At 54.3% G+C, this 17,333-nt stretch carries 16 protein-coding genes and 1 tRNA gene; 12 read left to right on the plus strand and 5 right to left on the minus strand.

Features of this window, described 5'->3' with window-relative positions:
* Positions 1-28: 28 nt before the first annotated feature.
* The 5 genes from GRX64_RS13810 to GRX64_RS13830 all read left to right on the plus strand — a co-directional run bounded on the left by GRX64_RS13810 (position 29) and on the right by GRX64_RS13830 (position 5,882).
* Complete coding sequence (locus GRX64_RS13810; protein ID WP_166268240.1) at positions 29-460, plus strand: protein tyrosine phosphatase family protein; 432 nt, start codon at positions 29-31, stop codon at positions 458-460.
* A gap of 3 nt (positions 461-463) precedes the next feature.
* Complete coding sequence (locus GRX64_RS13815) at positions 464-2,245, plus strand: SulP family inorganic anion transporter (protein WP_166268242.1); 1,782 nt, start codon at positions 464-466, stop codon at positions 2,243-2,245.
* Between the two features lie 88 nt (positions 2,246-2,333).
* A complete protein-coding gene (hemH, locus tag GRX64_RS13820) occupies positions 2,334-3,425 on the plus strand; it encodes a ferrochelatase (RefSeq protein WP_166268244.1) in 1,092 nt (363 codons plus the stop codon).
* 82 nt (positions 3,426-3,507) lie between these two features.
* Positions 3,508-4,239, plus strand: coding sequence for a 5-oxoprolinase subunit PxpA (locus GRX64_RS13825; protein ID WP_166268246.1), 732 nt, complete (start codon positions 3,508-3,510; stop codon positions 4,237-4,239).
* A gap of 362 nt (positions 4,240-4,601) precedes the next feature.
* On the plus strand, positions 4,602-5,882 hold the full coding sequence (locus tag GRX64_RS13830; protein WP_166268248.1) for a tyrosine-type recombinase/integrase: 1,281 nt from the start codon (positions 4,602-4,604) through the stop codon (positions 5,880-5,882).
* 341 nt (positions 5,883-6,223) lie between these two features.
* Here the strand turns inward: GRX64_RS13830 and GRX64_RS19795 are convergent, their stop codons facing one another.
* Complete coding sequence (locus GRX64_RS19795; protein ID WP_427901662.1) at positions 6,224-6,610, minus strand: Rap1a/Tai family immunity protein; 387 nt, start codon at positions 6,608-6,610, stop codon at positions 6,224-6,226.
* Between the two features lie 695 nt (positions 6,611-7,305).
* Positions 7,306-7,396, minus strand: a tRNA-Ser gene (locus GRX64_RS13835).
* Between the two features lie 215 nt (positions 7,397-7,611).
* Here GRX64_RS13835 and GRX64_RS13840 point away from each other — a divergent pair.
* The 6 genes from GRX64_RS13840 (at position 7,612) to GRX64_RS13865 (ending at position 10,941) form a co-directional block, all read left to right on the plus strand.
* Positions 7,612-8,334, plus strand: a complete 723-nt coding sequence (locus tag GRX64_RS13840) for a Bax inhibitor-1/YccA family protein (RefSeq protein WP_166268250.1) — start codon at positions 7,612-7,614, stop codon at positions 8,332-8,334.
* A gap of 96 nt (positions 8,335-8,430) precedes the next feature.
* Positions 8,431-8,847, plus strand: coding sequence for a sulfurtransferase complex subunit TusD (gene tusD / locus GRX64_RS13845; protein ID WP_166268252.1), 417 nt, complete (start codon positions 8,431-8,433; stop codon positions 8,845-8,847).
* A gap of 4 nt (positions 8,848-8,851) precedes the next feature.
* A complete protein-coding gene (locus GRX64_RS13850; protein ID WP_166268254.1) occupies positions 8,852-9,199 on the plus strand; it encodes a DsrE family protein in 348 nt (115 codons plus the stop codon).
* Between the two features lie 19 nt (positions 9,200-9,218).
* Positions 9,219-9,497, plus strand: coding sequence for a sulfurtransferase complex subunit TusB (gene tusB, locus GRX64_RS13855; protein ID WP_166268256.1), 279 nt, complete (start codon positions 9,219-9,221; stop codon positions 9,495-9,497).
* Positions 9,498-9,502: 5 nt separating this feature from the next.
* Positions 9,503-9,820: a TusE/DsrC/DsvC family sulfur relay protein gene (locus tag GRX64_RS13860; RefSeq protein ID WP_166268258.1), complete on the plus strand. Its 318-nt coding sequence runs from the start codon at positions 9,503-9,505 to the stop codon at positions 9,818-9,820.
* Between the two features lie 38 nt (positions 9,821-9,858).
* Positions 9,859-10,941, plus strand: coding sequence for a glycosyl transferase family protein (locus tag GRX64_RS13865; protein ID WP_166268260.1), 1,083 nt, complete (start codon positions 9,859-9,861; stop codon positions 10,939-10,941).
* On the opposite strand, the gene GRX64_RS13870 is transcribed toward GRX64_RS13865, so the two are convergent.
* From GRX64_RS13870 to nfuA, 3 genes are all read right to left on the minus strand, one after another.
* A complete protein-coding gene (locus GRX64_RS13870) occupies positions 10,906-11,268 on the minus strand; it encodes a hypothetical protein (RefSeq protein ID WP_166268262.1) in 363 nt (120 codons plus the stop codon). The two genes, GRX64_RS13865 and GRX64_RS13870, sit on opposite strands and share 36 nt — an antisense overlap.
* Positions 11,269-11,277: 9 nt before the next feature.
* The gene (locus GRX64_RS13875) at positions 11,278-12,480 is read right to left on the minus strand and encodes a DUF445 domain-containing protein (RefSeq protein ID WP_207308811.1); all 1,203 of its coding nucleotides are present in this window, start codon (positions 12,478-12,480) and stop codon (positions 11,278-11,280) included.
* 332 nt (positions 12,481-12,812) lie between these two features.
* The gene (gene nfuA / locus GRX64_RS13880) at positions 12,813-13,400 is read right to left on the minus strand and encodes a Fe-S biogenesis protein NfuA (RefSeq protein WP_166268264.1); all 588 of its coding nucleotides are present in this window, start codon (positions 13,398-13,400) and stop codon (positions 12,813-12,815) included.
* Positions 13,401-13,618: 218 nt separating this feature from the next.
* Here nfuA and metH point away from each other — a divergent pair, with 218 nt between their 5' ends.
* The gene (metH, locus tag GRX64_RS13885; protein WP_166268266.1) at positions 13,619-17,317 is read left to right on the plus strand and encodes a methionine synthase; all 3,699 of its coding nucleotides are present in this window, start codon (positions 13,619-13,621) and stop codon (positions 17,315-17,317) included.
* The last annotated feature ends 16 nt before the right edge of the window (positions 17,318-17,333 follow it).

Genomic DNA, 17,333 nt, shown 5'->3' on the forward strand with positions numbered 1-17,333 from the left:
AACCAAGAACGCCTGGAGACGTACGACAATGAACATTAAGAAGCTCGACGACAACCTTTCAGTATCGGCGCAAATCACGGTCGACGACGTAGGCACAGCCGCGAGTCTTGGCTTCAAAACCTTGGTCGCCAATCGGCCGGACAGAGAAGAAATGGGTCAGCCAGCCATGGCCGATATAGAGGCGGCAGCCAAAGAGCACGGTCTGAGCTGGGTGTATTTACCGGTGCAGTCCGGCAACATTCTCGACAGCGATGTGGACGACTTCGTCCCCATGCTCGAGAACGCCGACAAGCCGATACTGGCATTTTGTCGGTCCGGGTTGCGCTGCACCGTACTCTGGGCCCTGAGTAACGCCCGGTTTATTCCCGCCGATCCGCTGATCAACCGAGCCCGGGAGGCCGGCTACGACCTCGCCCCGCTACGACCCAGGCTGGCTGAACAAGCCGCAAAAGCGAAATAGTTCATGGCCCGGCGCCTTCGTGGCTATTTCCCGCTAATCGGCTGGTTAGGCCGCTATAATCGGCGCCTGTTTGCAAGCGACGCCGTCGCTGCGATTATTGTTACTGCAATGGTAATCCCGCAGTCGCTTGCATTCGCGCTGCTGGCTGGACTGCCGCCACAAGCCGGGCTTTATGCCAGCATTTTGCCGGCCATTGCTTACACTCTGTTTGGTACCGGCAATACTCTTGCGATCGGTCCTGTTGCCCTCATTTCACTGATGAGTGCAGCCGCTGTGGGCGAAGTAGCCCAAGCGGGATCGGCCGGCTACATCAGCGCCTCCATTACCCTGGCATTGCTTTCCGGCGTTATTCTGTTCGCCATGGGGTTGTTGCGGCTTGGTTTTCTGTCTAATTTCATCAGTCATCCAGTCATCTCCGGGTTCATCACCGCGTCTGGCCTATTAATCGCAACAAGTCAGCTTCAGCATGTATTGGGCGTCAGGATCTCGGGCGACAACCTGATGGCACTGGGGCTCGGTTTATGGCGAACCATCACGGAAACCCACGGTCCGACTCTGATGATTGGCCTGCCAGCCCTGGTTTTTCTATACGGCGTTCGCCACTACCTGGCAGCGGGGCTGTCTCGCCTCAGTTTCGATGGTCGGGTAACAGGCATTGTCGTCAGGGCGGGGCCCTTGATCGCCGTTGTGATCGCAACGGCCATTGTCGCAACGCTGTCACTCGATCAACACGGTGTGTCTATTGTAGGCAACGTGCCAAGGGGATTGCCCGCTTTTGGCGTGCCCGGCGGCTCTCTGGCGCTGATCGAGCAGTTGCTGTTACCTGCCCTGCTGATCAGTATCGTTACGTTTGTGGAATCGGTTTCCCTGGCCCACAAATTGGCGGCGCGGCGCAATGAGCGCATTCGCCCGGACCAGGAATTATTAGGGCTGGGCGCCGCCAATATTGCCTCTGCCCTGTCCGGAGGCTTTGCCGTTGCCGGGGGGTTTTCGCGCTCAATCATCAACTATGACGCCGATGCAAAAACGCCCGCGGCCGGTGCCATGACCGGCGTTTTCATTGGCGTCATCACGTTATTCTTCTCCTCGGTTTTCTATTACCTTCCCAACGCCGTGTTGGCGGCCACCATCATTATTGCGGTGCTAACGCTGGTGGACCTACGAGCGATCAGGGAGACATGGGAATACTCCCGCCACGATGGGGCTGCGTTGGTTGCCACCCTGATCATCACGCTGTTTCTGGGCGTCACGACCGGCATACTGACCGGCGTCACATTGTCGCTGATGCTGTACCTTTGGCGCACCAGCCGGCCCCACAGTGCACTGGTCGGCCGAATCGCCGGCACTGAACACTTCCGGAACATCCAGCGCTATGAAACCGAGACCAGCCCGTATGTCATGATCCTGCGGGTGGATGAAAGCCTCTATTTTGCGAATGCGCGGTATTTGGAAGACCGGGTTTACACGCTGATAGTTGAACAGCCACAGTTGCGGGATTTCGTATTAATGTGTCCGGCCGTCAATTATATTGACGCCTCCGCGCTCGAAACCCTGGAGGCAATTAACGGTCGTCTTCGTGACTCCGGCGTGCGCCTGCACCTTTCTGAGGTCAAGGGCCCGGTCATGGACAAACTGGAAAAAAGCAGGTTTCTCAATGCCCTGAGCGGAGAGGTTTTTATGAGCACCTACCATGCGTGGTGCAAACTGAAGGACCGGTCCAGGCCCCCCCAGCCAGACGACAAACAACAGATGCAAACGTCTTCGACACCCGGACAAAATGTTTAATCCCACCGAGGTTCACGCTCGTATACAAGGCCGGTAACGGTGGCAAAGCCATTTTCCATACACTTTTCAAGTTAGGCGACAGCTGTTTATGCGCTACAAAGGTGAAGACAAATTCCGTCACGATCAGCCCGAAAAACTCGGCATTCTGGTCACCAACCTCGGAACGCCAGACGCGCCGACCCCGTCGGCGCTCCGGCGCTACCTCGGCGAGTTCCTGGCGGACCCGAGGGTGGTGGAAGTTCCCCGGCTGATCTGGTGGCTGATTCTTCATGGCGTGATCTTGCGGATTCGCCCCTCCCGCTCAGCAGCCGCCTACAGCAAGGTGTGGGAGTCCAGTGGCTCGCCGCTGCTGACCCATACCGCAAATCAGTGCGAAGCGATTCGTAAACAGCTGCAAAGCAAATACGGCAACAATGTCGTAGTGGCGTTTGCCATGCGATACGGCAACCCTTCCGTGACCAGTGTGTTGAATGAACTGCAAAGCCAGGGGGTTCGCCGGTTATTGGTATTGCCACTCTATCCCCAGTATTCCGGCTCCACATCCGCATCAACGTTTGATGCGATCGCGCAGGACTTCGCCACCCGGCGCTGGCTGCCCGACTTCCGGTTTATCAGCCACTACCCGGATTTCCCCCCCTACATTGAAGCGATGGCCCGCCACATTGAAGACTATTGGCGCGAACATGGCCGTCAGGACAAACTGATTCTGTCCTTTCATGGCGTGCCCAAAAAATACCTCTTGCGCGGCGATCCTTATCACTGCGAATGCCACAAAACGTCAAGACTGCTGGCCGAACGGCTTGGCCTAAGCGCTGACCAGTACCAAACCACCTTCCAGTCACGATTTGGTCGAGAAGAATGGCTCAAGCCATACACCGATGAAACGCTGAAATCTTTGCCGGCCAGCGGCGTTACATCAATAGACGTGTTCTGCCCAGGGTTTTCGTCGGATTGCCTCGAAACCATTGAAGAAATCGATGAGGAAAATCGTGGTTATTTCATGGCGGCCGGCGGCAAAGCGTTTAATTACATACCGGCCATGAATGCCACGCCGGGTCATATTGACGCTCTGGTTGCCCTGATCGAACAGAATCTTCAGGGTTGGGCAGTGCCAACCAATGACCCGGAGGTACTGCGTAAGCGCGCGGCGCAAGCCCGTCAAATCGGAGCCCAGGCCTGACAGCAAGCATTGACTGTATTCCCGCGCTGCAATTGATAGACTGAAAACAGAAGAAACTGCAGCTCATGGGGTGGGTCAAGTCATGAAACTGAACTGCGATCTTGGCGAAAGTCATGGAGTCTGGACGATGGGCCAGGACGACAAAGTGATGCCGTTGATTGATATGGCCAACATTGCCTGCGGCTTTCACGCCTCCGATCCGGACATTATGGTGCGAACCGTCGGGTTGGCCCTGCAGCATGATGTCATGATCGGGGCGCATCCCTCGTATCATGATATCCAGGGTTTTGGCCGTCGGTCCATTCCTCACTCCGCCACCCAAATCCACGCATTGATCTGGTATCAACTCGGAGCCTTGGCCGCCATCTGTCAGGCTCACGGAACACAACTGAGCTACGTTAAACCTCACGGTGCGCTCAACAACGACATGATGCGTCATTCGGAAATTCTCGAAGCGGTTATGGACGCCGTTGTCCAGTATCAGCCCGGTCTGCCGCTAATGCTGCCCGTTACCCGTGATTACAAAGCCCACCAGGCCCTGGCTCTCAGCCGGGAACTGCCATTGTTAATGGAAGCCTTCGCGGACCGAGCCTATGACGACCGAGGGCGGTTGGTACCCAGGTCAGTGGCTGGCGCTGTTCTTAGCGACCCAAAGGCGGTTATAGCCCAGGCGCTGAATTTTGCTCAACTGGGCGGCGTCAACAGCATAAACGGTGAATGGCTGGAGCTCCCGGCTGACAGCCTCTGTGTGCATGGTGACAATGAAGCGGCACTGGAGGCTGTTAAAGGTATCCGACAGGCGCTCTCTGCCTAACAGTTTCGCTACCAGCCTGCCTTTAACGGTTTCCTCCTGCATCACCACCCTTATTTTACCCCCCATTGTCAGGTGCTTGTGATAACCAGGCGCCAAATACGCGTGGCCATTCGATCTCCGATGATGCCCAGATGTTGAATAACACCTCCTTAACCCACCATATACCGATTGCCTATTGCCTATTGCCTATTGCCTCAACAGTAAGAGCCCTTTTATTTGGCGACTGAAACCGTTTCCTGTAATCTTTAAAATTACATTTTTGATAGGTAGGTAGTAACGTAGGAAAGTAGGTAGAAAGTAAGGTAGAAAAAACAAATCTAGAATTCTGCCCTGAGGTTCCAACTTTTTCACGAGACGAAAACATGCCAAAGAAGGTCCGCGAACTGAACGCCACGGAAGTTAGACGCCTGACCCATTCTGTGAGCAAAGGCGGCAAGCCATACAACGCCCTGCATCCCGTCGGTGGTATTTCAGGGCTGCTGTTGCAGGTCACCCCTACCGGCGCAAAATCCTGGATACTCCGAACCACCATGGCCGGGAAACGCCGAAACATCGGATTGGGTGCTTTTCCCGATGTTACTCTGGCTCAGGCTCGTCGCAAGGCCAGGCAAACACGCCGAAAAATCGACGCCGGTATGGATCCGCTTGAAGAGCGGAAGGCGGCCAGACGCGCTCATACCGCCAACAGGTTGGGCTCAGTGACCTTTGCTGACGCAATGCGCGGCTATATCAAGAGCAATTCAAAAAAATTCCTGTCTCCCCGTCAAGCGCAGCAATGGCAAGTCAGCCTCACTACGTATGCAATCCCCCACTTGGGAGCCCTCCCGGTCTCTCAGATTGATCTCCCACACATCAAGTTGGGGCTGGACCCAATATGGGAAACGAAAACCGACGCAGCCAACCGTGTCAGGGAAGAAATAGAAAACATACTCGAGTGGTGCGCTACCCAAGGTGTGCGTTCCGGTACGAGCCACACCGGGTGGCAACGCCAATTGGATGAAATGTACCCGTCGCCTGAAAGCATCGGAATAACGATCCTCCCCTCCGCCATGCCCGCCAATGACATACCTGGGTTTATGGAGAACCTTCAGAAACGCACCGACACTGCTGCCCGTGCTTTGGAGTTTCTGATATTAACCGCCAGCCGCACCATGGAAGTCATTGGTGATAAGCGAAACGGTAAGCCCGGTATTACATGGCAAGAAATCGACTTTGCGCACAAGGTCTGGACTGTTCCTGCGGATCGTATGGAATCCGGCAAACCCCACTGTGTACCATTGACTGATGCAGCCGTTGCCCTATTAACCAGTATCGGGCAAGGCCCACCTGGGGCAATGGTGTTTCCTGACCCCAACGGAGAAATCCCTTCAAGCAACTTTCTGATTGCGCTGCTGGTACGGATGAATCATTCGGTTACGGCGCAGGGCTTCCGATGTACCTTCAAAGAATGGGCACGCGAATTCACAACCTACGCAGATGAGGTTTCAGAACTGGCCCTGGCGCACGTAACCAGCGATGTTCAGCGCGCCGGGTCTGAACGGATCGACGAATGCAGGTTGCTCATGATTGACTGGGAACGGCATTGCTATGATGGCAATCCGTCAAAAACCGCCGGGGCCTTTTTGATGGCAGATTCTGTATAGACAGTACAGAGTAAAAGGAGCATGCGGATCATGATTGCGGGAACGGCCAACAGGGTCCAGCGTCACCGAGAAAGCGAGTGCGTTTCTGTTGACCGTCTCAACATCCTCAGTAAATCACCCGACACTGGGCATCCCAGCGTTTGCTATTGATGAGCGTTCCAACGGCCGCTTTCGGTTTGAGCTCTGGATCAGGACACTCAAATTGAGAGTGACTCCGGTAACCGAGACTATCCTCACCTTATGCATTCCCTCGGTGACCACTCCAATGACTTGCCTGTTGAGCGTTAGCCATCCCTGTCATGTGATTGCATTCTCGAGGTCAGTGAGACTGATGCGCTCGACTATCGACAGGGATACACCTCTTGCAAAGCGACTGACACCAGCATGGTCATCTCACGATGAAGGTGTTGAGGATTTCTCTCTAAAAAATTCACCACAATCCGTGCCAGTTGCTTATTATTAACGCCCCTGGGTCTGCAAGACTGAAACGGTTTGATTTCCTCAGAGGTCATTGACTCCGTCCCGGTTGAATAGTCTGAGAGGCCTCTTATATAGCCAAAGCAAAATCCTACATCTACAGCGGCTTCAACCAGGTTCTCTTTCGTCCCATTAATGTCTCCCGTAGCCAGTTTGCACGCATCAAGCAAGAGCTCCGCATCGCTTGCGGACGCTATGACTGGGACAGCCATAATAGAGATCATAAGAATTGCCATAAAATTCCTTTTCATTACCCACCTCTCCTGAATGTTATTTGTGGGAGTTTTACATCTCTTTACTGCGGGCACTGCCAAGAAGAGCAACACGTTCTGTTAATGGGGTTTGGGTGGTTATTGCGTGCCCAGCGTTAACGGGGTTGCACGAGCTCCCGCCCCAATGCTGGGCAGCAATCCGCTTTAAATAACACTGCCAGCAAACCGGCGCGTTGCACTCATGTCATCCTGCTTCGCCGCGGTTGGCCTCCACACTTTCTGAAAACCTGGATGCTGATCGGTCGTTTAGTCTATTACCAAGACAGCAACAGAGCGGATTTCAGTTGTTTCTACTGCGGTGCCGAACGCGCTTCGAATACGTCGATCAAAGCCGCTTATCAAAACACCACTGACGCATACTCCCCTGATATCTACTGCGGGACCCTTAACTCCCTGATCAAAGGGACATGGGTAACTGCTATTGGCGAGACCGGGCGCTGAAACTGACAGGAGAGTTGCGATAAGGTTTTCACAGGGTGCGCCCCTGCCTGAGTGGCAGAGCTAACGTCGGAGAGACAATCCATAACGCCACCAGCTTCTTACGTAAGCTGTATAAAAAATACCATCATTGTTAAGGATAGACCAAACCTGGGGTGGAACAGACAGCGAGAGTAACAAGAGGCAAGCGTTTGCAAGGCGAGACGTTAACTACGACTTCAATTCACGTTGGAAAATGGCGGTGGGTCAGGGATTCGAACCCCGGGACGGCTATTAACCGTCGGCGGTTTTCAAGACCGCTGCATTAAGCCACTCTGCCAACCCACCGTTTTCCACATCGTCCTGCCGTCATTGCGACAGCGGTTCGCATGATACCGGAATGACTTGCGCTGTCAACGCCTGGGGGCTTTGTCTGAAAATTTATCGAATTAAATGAACCTTTCGGAATGACTTTTGGTCATAAATGATTGAAAGTTCCATAATCGACATTACTATAGGGGTATAAATTTATATCCTCAGTGTTGTTACAACCGGAGATGATGATGGAAGACAAACGTTTTAGCGTCCGCCAAGGCCAGGCAGCGTATTCGTCCACACAAACCTCGCAAGGTGCGGGCATCAGTGCTGACGCCACGCGGGTTTTGCGCAACACCTACTCGCTACTCGCGCTCACGCTGCTGTTCAGCGCCGTGATGGCGGGCGTATCAATGTCCGTCGGCCTGGGCCGCGGGGCCAGCTTGGGCTGCAGCCTGGGTGCCTTGGCACTGGTCTGGCTGGTTCTGCCCAGAACCGCTAACAGTTCCGCCGGTATCGCGGTGGTTTTTGCCTTTACAGGCCTGCTGGGCTTGTCACTTGGCCCCATAATGTCCCATTACCTCGCGATGCCAAACGGCGGCGCTGTAGTGATGCAGGCGCTAGGCGGTACGGCTCTGGTATTCCTGTCGCTGTCAGGCTATGTACTGACCACCCGTAAGGACTTCAGCTTCATGGGTGGCATGCTGTTCGCAGGTTTGATGGTGGTTGTGATCGCCGCCATCGGCTCTGTGGTGGCAGGCATGTTCGGCGTGGCCGTCAGTGGCTTCAGTCTGGCGATCAGTGCGGCAATTGTGCTGCTGATGTCCGGCTTCATCCTTTATGACACCAGCCGGATCATAAACGGTGGCGAAACCAATTACATCCTGGCCACCACCGGGTTATACCTGAGCATCTATAACCTGTTTGTAAGCCTGCTCCATCTGCTTGGCGCTTTCAGCGGCGACGACTGATTGCCGGCGTGAGACCCAGAAACCCCGGTGCATACCGGGGTTTTTTGTTTCTGGGTTACAATGACACAAGATTTTTCTTACAAGGTTTGAGTTGCCATGACCCAGACATCACCACTCTCCTACACACTGGTCATATCCGGAGCGCCATATAGTAGTCAGGCGCCCCAGACTGCATTGGCTTTTGCCAAAGCCGCTACCGCGGCGGGACACAAGCTCGACCGGGTGTTTCTGTATGGCGACGGTGTTTACCTGGCCTCGTCACTGGTTACAGCACCCAGCGATGAAGTGAACTGGACCGAAACCTGGTGTGATTTTCTGTGTGATACTCGCACCCCAGCAACCGTCTGTATTGCCTCTGCGCTGCGTCGGGGCATCCTGAATGAAAGCGAAAAAAAGCGATACCAGCGCACTGCCAGTAACCTGGCCGACCCCTTTGAAATTGCAGGGCTGGGCGATTGGGTAGAAAGTGTCGCAACCTCATCGCGCGTTCTGTATTTTCTGCCAGCGGAGTGACCGAATGAATGTGTTGATTGTTATTGATCGCGCGCCCTACGGTGATTGGTCTGGCAGGGAGTCACTGGATATGGCGTTCTCTCTCGCGGCTTTTGATAAACCAGTGGCATTGCTGTTTCGGGGTGCCGGCATTAACTGGTTGCGTCATGGTCAGCTACCCGAAGATATCGGGCAGAAGTCGGGCGAACGCAATCTTGCGGCCGCACCCATATTTGGTGTGTCTGATTTGTTAGCCGATCAGCAGGCCGCCTCCGACTATCGGCTCACTTTGGATCAATTATTGCCTGCCGCGTCGTTGGTTGAGGTCAGACCAGAGTTATACCGGCAATACGATCATGTGATTTCACTTTAACCATGGCGGGATATTTGGTGTGTACACCTTACATCTATTAAACAAATCTCCGGATCATCCAAGGTTTGAGGCGTGCCTGGCAGCCGTTTCTGCTGATGACGTTCTGGTCCTTACTGAAAATGCGGTGCTGGGCCTTGCCTGTGTCAACGAGACCTTGCCGCTCAAGTCATATGCGCTGGAGTCTGACGTGAAAGCCCGGGCGCTACAGGATGCGGTTGCCGCCTCCGGCGCCAAGACAATAGACAGTGCAACGCTGGTTGCGTTAACCGAAACAACCCATCGTATTATGAGCTGGTGATCACCATGACCGCGCCGCAACGTAATAACGAAGGGTTTCTGGAAAACGCCTCGGAGTGGACGCCCGCCATCGCACAAGATATTGCCACTGAAAGCGATGTAGAATTGACCGAAAAGCACTGGGAAATCATTAGATTATTGCGCTCATTTTATAAAAAACATGAAATATCGCCACCCTCAAACAGGCTGTTTGTTAAGGCCGTTAAAGAGCAGTTGGGGGAGGAGAAAGGCAACAGCATCTATCTCATGCAGTTGTTTTCCGGGACACCAGCAAAAACCGCGTGTCGCATTGCCGGGTTACCGCGCCCTACCAACTGTCTTTGACCCTACAGTTTCAACTTTCTATTCGAGAGGCATTTTGAATGACCGTGGACACCATGAACGAACCTTCCGCCGAGCTTCCCGAACCTAAATCCGGCGAGCACCCGTTCGCACCCTACGTCCGCATACTGGGTAAAGGTAAGCGCGGCTCCCGGTCGTTGAGCCGCGCCGAAGCTCGTCATGCCATGACTATGATACTTGAGGGTGCGGTAGAACCGGTTCAGCTCGGCGCTTTCCTTATGCTATTGCGGGTGAAGGAGGAAACCCCGGAAGAGCTGGCCGGGTTTGTTGATGCGGTGCGGGCCGGCGCTCAGGCGCCGGCATACCTCAAGGCTGATATTGATTGGTCGTCCTACGCCGGTAAACGCAGACACGCACCCTGGTTCTTGTTCTCAATGCTGCTGCTGGCCCAGCACGGGCTAAGGGTGTTTATTCATGGTGCTGAAGGCCATACACCGGAACGACTCTATTTAACGGAAGTGATGGCTGCATTTGGTCTGACACCGGCATCCAACTGGCAGCAGGTCGAGCGCCAGCTGTGTCAGAACAACCTGAGTTACCTGCCGCTGGCGGTGGTGGCCCCCCGATTGGCCGAAATGATTGACCTGCGCCCTATTCTTGGCTTGCGATCACCCGTGCATTCGCTATCGCGTCTGATTAATCCATTGAATGCGCGCGTTGTGCTTCAGGGCATATTTCATCCGCCCTACGCGGGGTTGCACCAACAAGCTGGCTTGCTGCTGGGTTATTCGCGAATTGCGGTTATCCGTGGTGAAGGCGGGGAAATCGAACGCAACCCGGATAACGCACTGAAGGTATTCCGCGCACGGCAAAAAGGTACGGATGGCGTCGTTGAGGAAGAAACCTGGCCTGCGATGTTTGACCGTCGCCACGTCAAACCCGACACCCTGAGCCCTGAACAGATGTTGGGCGTTTGGCAAGGTAATCATGACGATAGTTATGGCGAAGCCGCCGTGATTTCAACGGCAGCGCTCGCACTGTATGAGTCCGGCCAGGCGGCCGATCAGGACCATGCCCTTACGGTTGCCAGGGAACTCTGGAGCAACCGCGACCGGGAACAGTTTGACTCAGCGCCGGTCAGTCGAGCGATGAGCGTCGGATGAAGGGTGGCTGGTGGTCTTCCGCTCGGTGTCTGCGGACCCACCCAGAAAACTACTGAGCCCGTTTTCAACCAGACCCGAGCCAAATCGCAGGAACTGGCGGGCCGGTTCACGCACGGACTGCTCCGGCAGTTCTTGCAAGCTTTCGCGGACACCCGCTTTGACACCCTGTGTTACCCGCGGCTCAAGCTGCTCGGCGGCATCCATAAGTTCCTTTACCTTGATATCAAGGTAAGGCTTAAGCACCCACCGGAAGAAACCGCCCAGCACCATTGCTACCACTAGAGCGGTGGCCAGCAGTTGTATGAGCAATGTCTGCCAAAATGCCATAATCACTCCTTAGTGGGGCCAGTAAGTAAAGAGGCCAAGCTGGGCCGCGCCAGCCAGGGCGCCCAGTACCCCACCCACCAACATAAGCTTGAATTCTTCCTCTTTAAACGCCGGCCGTAAAATGTCCTGAAATTCGGCTGGCCCCAATGCTTGCATCTGTTCAGAGAGTACACCCGCAACGACCGGTGCGCGCTCTTTATTGAAAGCCGGATCGCAAAAAACATGATTAGTCGCTGAAATGGCTTTGTTATTGATTGCTTTTTTTAGATCGCTGTAGCCGGTTACACCGATGGTTACCTGCGCCGTCAACTTCATCACCACGGAGTTATCAAGCAAGGGTCTCAGATGTTTCTGGATAATCGCACGGGTGCGGTCCCCGTGCTCGCCGTTGATCATGGCATTGGCCACTTTCTCCACGGTGATCAACTCTTGTGCCACCAGACGTGCCCAGACTGCGCTGATCTCGGGTTGACGTCGTAAAAACAATCCTTGTATGCGCCAAAACAGAAATCGTCTAGGTGCCAGCGGCCGGAATATCAAGTTGATGGCCAGCCAATTGGTAACAAATCCAATACCAAACCCGGCCAGCGGCAACACCCACGCCTCAGAATACTGCAGCCACAGGGGTGCGACACCAGCCCCAAGTAGCCCGCCAATCCACGCCCCCTTGTTGATCACCGACCGCAGTTCCACCTGACCGGCATCCTTGAAAATTCGGTTCATCAGATCTGGGTGGGTCGCCAGCTCACGGCTCAGCAGCGCCTTCAGGTCCACCAGGTCCGACAAGTCGTCGCCAAAATCCTCGACCAGGGATTCAATCCGGGAGGGCAACTGATCTCGGGCCCAATCATAGATCCTGCGCCGGAGAAAGGTTGGCAAGTTGTCCCAAAGGACAGGCTGAATCTCATACATCACTTCATCAATGTATTCGTCCAGGCGCGGGTTCACCTGGGACACTACTTGCTCGACGATGCGTTTTGGCTGGAGTTTGTGGTAAACCGCATTCAGGTCTCCAAATTGGGCCATTGTGCGATCGATACAGATATGAGCCATCTTTTCGGCTTTTCGGGGGATAACTCCCTGCCAACCCAGCCAGCCGCCAAAACCGACGAAGTGGACGGGATGGAAAGACATCTGGATAGCAAGCCAGTTGGTCGCCCAACCCACGGTTGCCGCCATTAACGGCACGGACCAAAGCGCGACGTCGATCAAGACCAGAACCTCAGGACAGAGAAATAAAACGTATAAACCGGGAACTCACTGCAGCATACCTGCTACAGAGGATTCCTCACACAACGGATGATGCTTGAATGGACGAAATGTGGCATTGGCCGTGGTGCCACGAAACCCAGGACGCCGTTGCCTCAGAAAAACCGGCGAGGTGGTACCCCCGCTCGGCAACCGGCTAACCGAAGCCAACGCTCCCGATGTGGTTGGCGAGTGTCATGACGGACTGCGATTCAATGTACGCTGGAACTAAGAGCGACTGCAGGCAGCACGTTGGGAAGAGCCGGACTGACAGTCGCGTTTCGCTCACTCAGTGGTTACTGATAGTACGCGTTTTCCTTCACCGAATGATCGGTCACATCGCGCACAGCGGTAATTTCAGGTACTCGCTCTTTCAGCGTGGACTCAACACCCTGCTTCAACGTCAGGCTGACGGCGCTGCAACCCTGACAGCCACCCCCAAACCTGAGGACTGCCACGGACTCGTCTACTACCTCTACCAGCGATACTTCGCCACCGTGGGATGCCAGTCCCGGATTTATCTCCGAGGCGAGGATGTACCGGATACGATCGGGCAGCGGAGCGTCGTCATCAATCTTGGGCACCTTGGCATTGGGCGCCTTGATGGTCAGTTGACCGCCCATTTTGTCCTCGGAGTAATCGACAAACGCCTCTTCAAGGAAGGGCACGGAATTATGATCGAGGTACAAGGTAAACCGCTCCAGGTCGACCTGTTCGTCCGTCGGAACAATCTCATTGGCCGGACAATAAGCGAGACAGGTTTCAGCGTGCTTGGTGCCAGGCTGGGTCACAAAGATGCGAACCCCCATGCCTTCAACATCTTGTTTTTCGATAAGTTGAGCAAGGTAATCTCGCGCTGAATCAGTCACAGTAACCAGGGCCATGTCTTCCACCTGTTGGAGTATGTAATGCCATTTTAAGTGAGTTGATCAAAACTTAAAAGACCTAGTAATTTAGTCAGCTTTTATTGCTGCGTATTGGTATTTTAATTACGTTCTATTTTACGATTAACCTAAGTCATGATGAATCGGGACGAACACACGCTTTTTTGCTATTATCCCGCGCCCCGATGACTCTATTTTGAATGCCGGAAGCTGCTTTTATGACCGATCGCGAATCTCGTCTCGCCCAACTTTATCAAGCCCTGAAAGACCGTATCCTGATACTGGATGGCGGTATGGGCACGATGATTCAGAACCTGAAGCTGGACGAAGCTGCATTCCGAGGCGAGCGATTTGCCGAATACGATCGGGAAGTTCAGGGCAACAACGACCTCCTGAACCTGACCCAGCCGGCCCTGATGCGAAACATCCATGCCGATTACCTGGACGCTGGCGCCGATATCATAGAGACCAACACCTTCAACTCGACGCAGGTGTCTCAAGCCGATTACGGGCTTGAATCCATTGCGAAAGAGTTGAATGTCGCATCCGCGCAACTGGCGCGGAAAATTGCGGATGAATTTACCGCCAAAAACCCTGACAAACCTCGTTTTGTTGCCGGCGCGGTTGGCCCGACCTCGCGCACAGCCTCTATCTCACCGGATGTAAACAATCCAGGCTATCGCAACGTCGACTTTCAGACTCTGGTCGACAATTATTACGAAGCCGTGGGCGGCCTGGTCGAAGGTGGCAGCGATCTCATCCTGATCGAAACGATTTTTGACACCCTGAACGCCAAGGCGGCCATTTACGCCACTCAGCAGTATTTTGAAGACAGCGGCATCACGTTGCCGATAATGATCTCCGGTACCATCACCGACGCCTCCGGCCGGACCCTGTCTGGCCAGACCACGGAAGCATTCTGGAACTCCATTGCTCACGCAAAGCCGCTATCTGTGGGTCTCAACTGTGCGCTGGGTGCCGATGCGCTGCGACCTTACGTCGAAGAACTGGCAAACAAGGCTGAGGCCTATGTCAGTGCGCACCCGAACGCCGGCCTGCCCAACGAGTTTGGCGAATACGATCAGACGCCAGAAGAAATGGCAGACATTGTCGAAGGTTTTGCACGAGACGGCTTCCTCAACATCATCGGTGGATGTTGTGGTTCGCGACCGGATCATATCGAAGCCATTGCCCAAGCGGTTGCCAAATACCCTCCTCGCCAGATCCCCGAACGGCCTAAGGCGCTTCGCCTGGCTGGCCTTGAGCCATTCACCGGAGATGAGAACACTCTGTTTATCAACGTTGGCGAACGCACCAATGTGACCGGCTCGAAGCGCTTTCTTCGCCTGATCAAAGAAGAGCAGTACGAAGAAGCACTGAGCGTCGCCAGAGACCAGGTCGAAAACGGCGCCCAGATCATCGATATCAACATGGATGAAGGCATGCTGGACTCCAAAGACGTGATGGTCACGTTTTTGAAGCTGGTTGCCTCGGAGCCCGATATCTCACGGGTGCCGATCATGGTCGACTCTTCCAAGTGGGATGTTATTGAGGCAGGCTTGCGCTGTATCCAGGGCAAAGCCGTAGTCAATTCCATCAGCATGAAAGAAGGCGAGGATGAATTCCTGGCCCGAGCCAGAACGTGTATGCGTTACGGCGCCGCCGTAGTGGTTATGGCCTTTGACGAAGAGGGGCAAGCCGATACATTTGAGCGCAAGACGCAAATCTGTAAACGCTCTTACGACTTACTGGTCGGCATTGGCTTTAATCCCGCCGATATAATCTTTGACCCCAATATTTTTGCCATCGCCACCGGCATCGAAGAGCATAACAATTACGCCGTTGATTTTATTAACGCCACTCGCTGGATACGCGACAATCTTCCGTATGCCTCTATTTCCGGGGGCGTGAGCAATGTGTCGTTCTCATTCCGCGGCAATGATGTGGTGCGTGAAGCCATCCACTCCGTGTTCCTTTACCACGCCATTAAAGCTGGCATGAACATGGGCATCGTTAATCCAGGTCAGCTGGTCATTTACGATGAAATTGAACCGGAGCTCAAGGCGCTTGTAGAAGATGTAGTCCTCAACCGCCGGGCGGACGGTACCGACCGTTTACTTGAAATTGCGGAACGCTTCAAAGGCAAAGGTGGCAAGACGCAGGAAGAAGATCTGGCCTGGCGGGAGTGGCCAGTTGAAAAGCGCCTGGAGCATGCGCTGGTCAAAGGCATCACGAATTACATCCTGGAAGACACGGAAGCCTGTCGGCTGCGAGCGGAACGCCCCATCCATGTGATTGAAGGCCCGTTAATGGACGGGATGAATGTGGTCGGCGATCTGTTCGGTGACGGTAAGATGTTTTTGCCCCAGGTGGTCAAAAGTGCTCGGGTAATGAAACAGGCGGTGGCCCACCTGATCCCCTTTATAGAAGCTGAAAAATCGGAAGATCAGCAAGCCAAGGGCAAAATCCTGATGGCCACTGTTAAAGGTGACGTGCACGATATCGGCAAGAATATCGTAGGTGTCGTACTGCAGTGCAATAATTATGAAGTCATCGATTTGGGCGTTATGGTGCCGTGCGAAAAGATCCTGGAGGCCGCTCGCAAGGAAAACGTCGACATTATTGGCTTAAGCGGCCTGATCACGCCGTCACTCGATGAAATGGTCCACGTAGCCCGTGAGATGCAACGGCTCGACTTCCAGATTCCCCTCATGATTGGCGGCGCGACAACCTCGAAGGCCCACACTGCGGTCAAGATTGAACCGCATTACAAGAACGATATTGCCCTGTATGTGTCGGACGCGTCCCGTTGCGTTAATGTGGCATCTCAACTCTTGAGCAAAACGGCCAAACCCACTCTGGTTGAGGCCGCCCGAACCGAATACGAAGATGTGCGTGAGCGTCGCAAAAACCGCGGTGACCGAGTCAAGCTTGTATCGTTTGATGAAGCTCAGCGTCGCGCGCCAGAGATTGATTTTGACAGCCACACTCCAGTAAAGCCTTCCTTCCTCGGGTTGCGTAACTTTGATAACTACGACCTGAACGAACTTATTGATTACATCGACTGGACGCCCTTTTTTATTGCCTGGGACATATCCGGCAAGTATCCAGCAATCTTTGACGATCCAAAGCGCGGCGAAGCAGCTAAAAGTCTGTTCGACGACGCCCAGCAACTGCTCAAGCGCATTGTTGAAGAGAAGCGATTAACAGCGCGGGGCGTCATTGGCTTCTGGCCGGCCAGCCGACGCGGAGACGACATCGTGGTGTATTCCGATGAGAGCCGAAGCGAAGAGCTCACCACCCTGCACCACCTTCGCCAGCAAGATGAAAAATCGCCAGGCAAGCCAATGATGGCGCTGTCCGATTTCGTGCAACATGAATCCGCAGCACAGTGTGACTATATTGGTGGTTTTGCCGTTACAACCGGCATCGGCTCGGAAGAGCTGGTTCGCGAATTCAAAGACGCCAATGACGACTACAACGCCATCATGGTGCAAGCGTTGGCAGACCGGCTTGCAGAGGCCTTTGCGGAACGCCTGCATGAGCGAGTACGCAAAGAGCTTTGGGGTTATGACCCCGATGAAGCCCTGGCCAGTGACGATCTCATCCGTGAACGCTACAAAGGCATCCGGCCGGCACCGGGTTACCCGGCCTGCCCGGACCACACAGAGAAAGAAACACTGTTTGAATTGCTGCAGGCACCGGAAAATGCCGGCATTGAACTGACTGAACATTTCGCCATGTTCCCGGCTTCAGCCGTTTCAGGCTGGTATTTTGCGCACCCTCAATCCAAGTACTTTGCAGTCGGTCGCATTGGCAAAGACCAAGTGGAAGACTATGCCAAACGTAAGGGCTTGACTGTGGCGGAAGCTGAGCGCTGGTTGGCGCCGAGCCTTGCCTACGATCCGGCGGAGTAAACCGGGCCGGACAGAT

It is taken from the genome of Marinobacter caseinilyticus, assembly GCF_011074955.1.
In the GTDB taxonomy this organism is placed as follows: Bacteria; Pseudomonadota; Gammaproteobacteria; order Pseudomonadales; family Oleiphilaceae; genus Marinobacter; species Marinobacter caseinilyticus.

What these genes read in the sequence shown, in the direction of transcription:
- GRX64_RS13810 (WP_166268240.1), top strand. Translation starts at nt 29, where the DNA reads ATGAACATTAAGAAGCTCGACGACAACCTTTCAGTATCGGCGCAAATC.
- GRX64_RS13815 (WP_166268242.1), top strand. Translation starts at nt 464, where the DNA reads ATGGCCCGGCGCCTTCGTGGCTATTTCCCGCTAATCGGCTGGTTAGGC.
- hemH (WP_166268244.1), top strand. Translation starts at nt 2,334, where the DNA reads ATGCGCTACAAAGGTGAAGACAAATTCCGTCACGATCAGCCCGAAAAA.
- GRX64_RS13825 (WP_166268246.1), top strand. Translation starts at nt 3,508, where the DNA reads ATGAAACTGAACTGCGATCTTGGCGAAAGTCATGGAGTCTGGACGATG.
- GRX64_RS13830 (WP_166268248.1), top strand. Translation starts at nt 4,602, where the DNA reads ATGCCAAAGAAGGTCCGCGAACTGAACGCCACGGAAGTTAGACGCCTG.
- GRX64_RS19795 (WP_427901662.1), bottom strand. Translation starts at nt 6,610, where the DNA reads ATGAAAAGGAATTTTATGGCAATTCTTATGATCTCTATTATGGCTGTC.
- GRX64_RS13840 (WP_166268250.1), top strand. Translation starts at nt 7,612, where the DNA reads ATGGAAGACAAACGTTTTAGCGTCCGCCAAGGCCAGGCAGCGTATTCG.
- tusD (WP_166268252.1), top strand. Translation starts at nt 8,431, where the DNA reads ATGACCCAGACATCACCACTCTCCTACACACTGGTCATATCCGGAGCG.
- GRX64_RS13850 (WP_166268254.1), top strand. Translation starts at nt 8,852, where the DNA reads ATGAATGTGTTGATTGTTATTGATCGCGCGCCCTACGGTGATTGGTCT.
- GRX64_RS13860 (WP_166268258.1), top strand. Translation starts at nt 9,503, where the DNA reads ATGACCGCGCCGCAACGTAATAACGAAGGGTTTCTGGAAAACGCCTCG.
- GRX64_RS13865 (WP_166268260.1), top strand. Translation starts at nt 9,859, where the DNA reads ATGACCGTGGACACCATGAACGAACCTTCCGCCGAGCTTCCCGAACCT.
- GRX64_RS13870 (WP_166268262.1), bottom strand. Translation starts at nt 11,268, where the DNA reads ATGGCATTTTGGCAGACATTGCTCATACAACTGCTGGCCACCGCTCTA.
- nfuA (WP_166268264.1), bottom strand. Translation starts at nt 13,400, where the DNA reads ATGGCCCTGGTTACTGTGACTGATTCAGCGCGAGATTACCTTGCTCAA.
- metH (WP_166268266.1), top strand. Translation starts at nt 13,619, where the DNA reads ATGACCGATCGCGAATCTCGTCTCGCCCAACTTTATCAAGCCCTGAAA.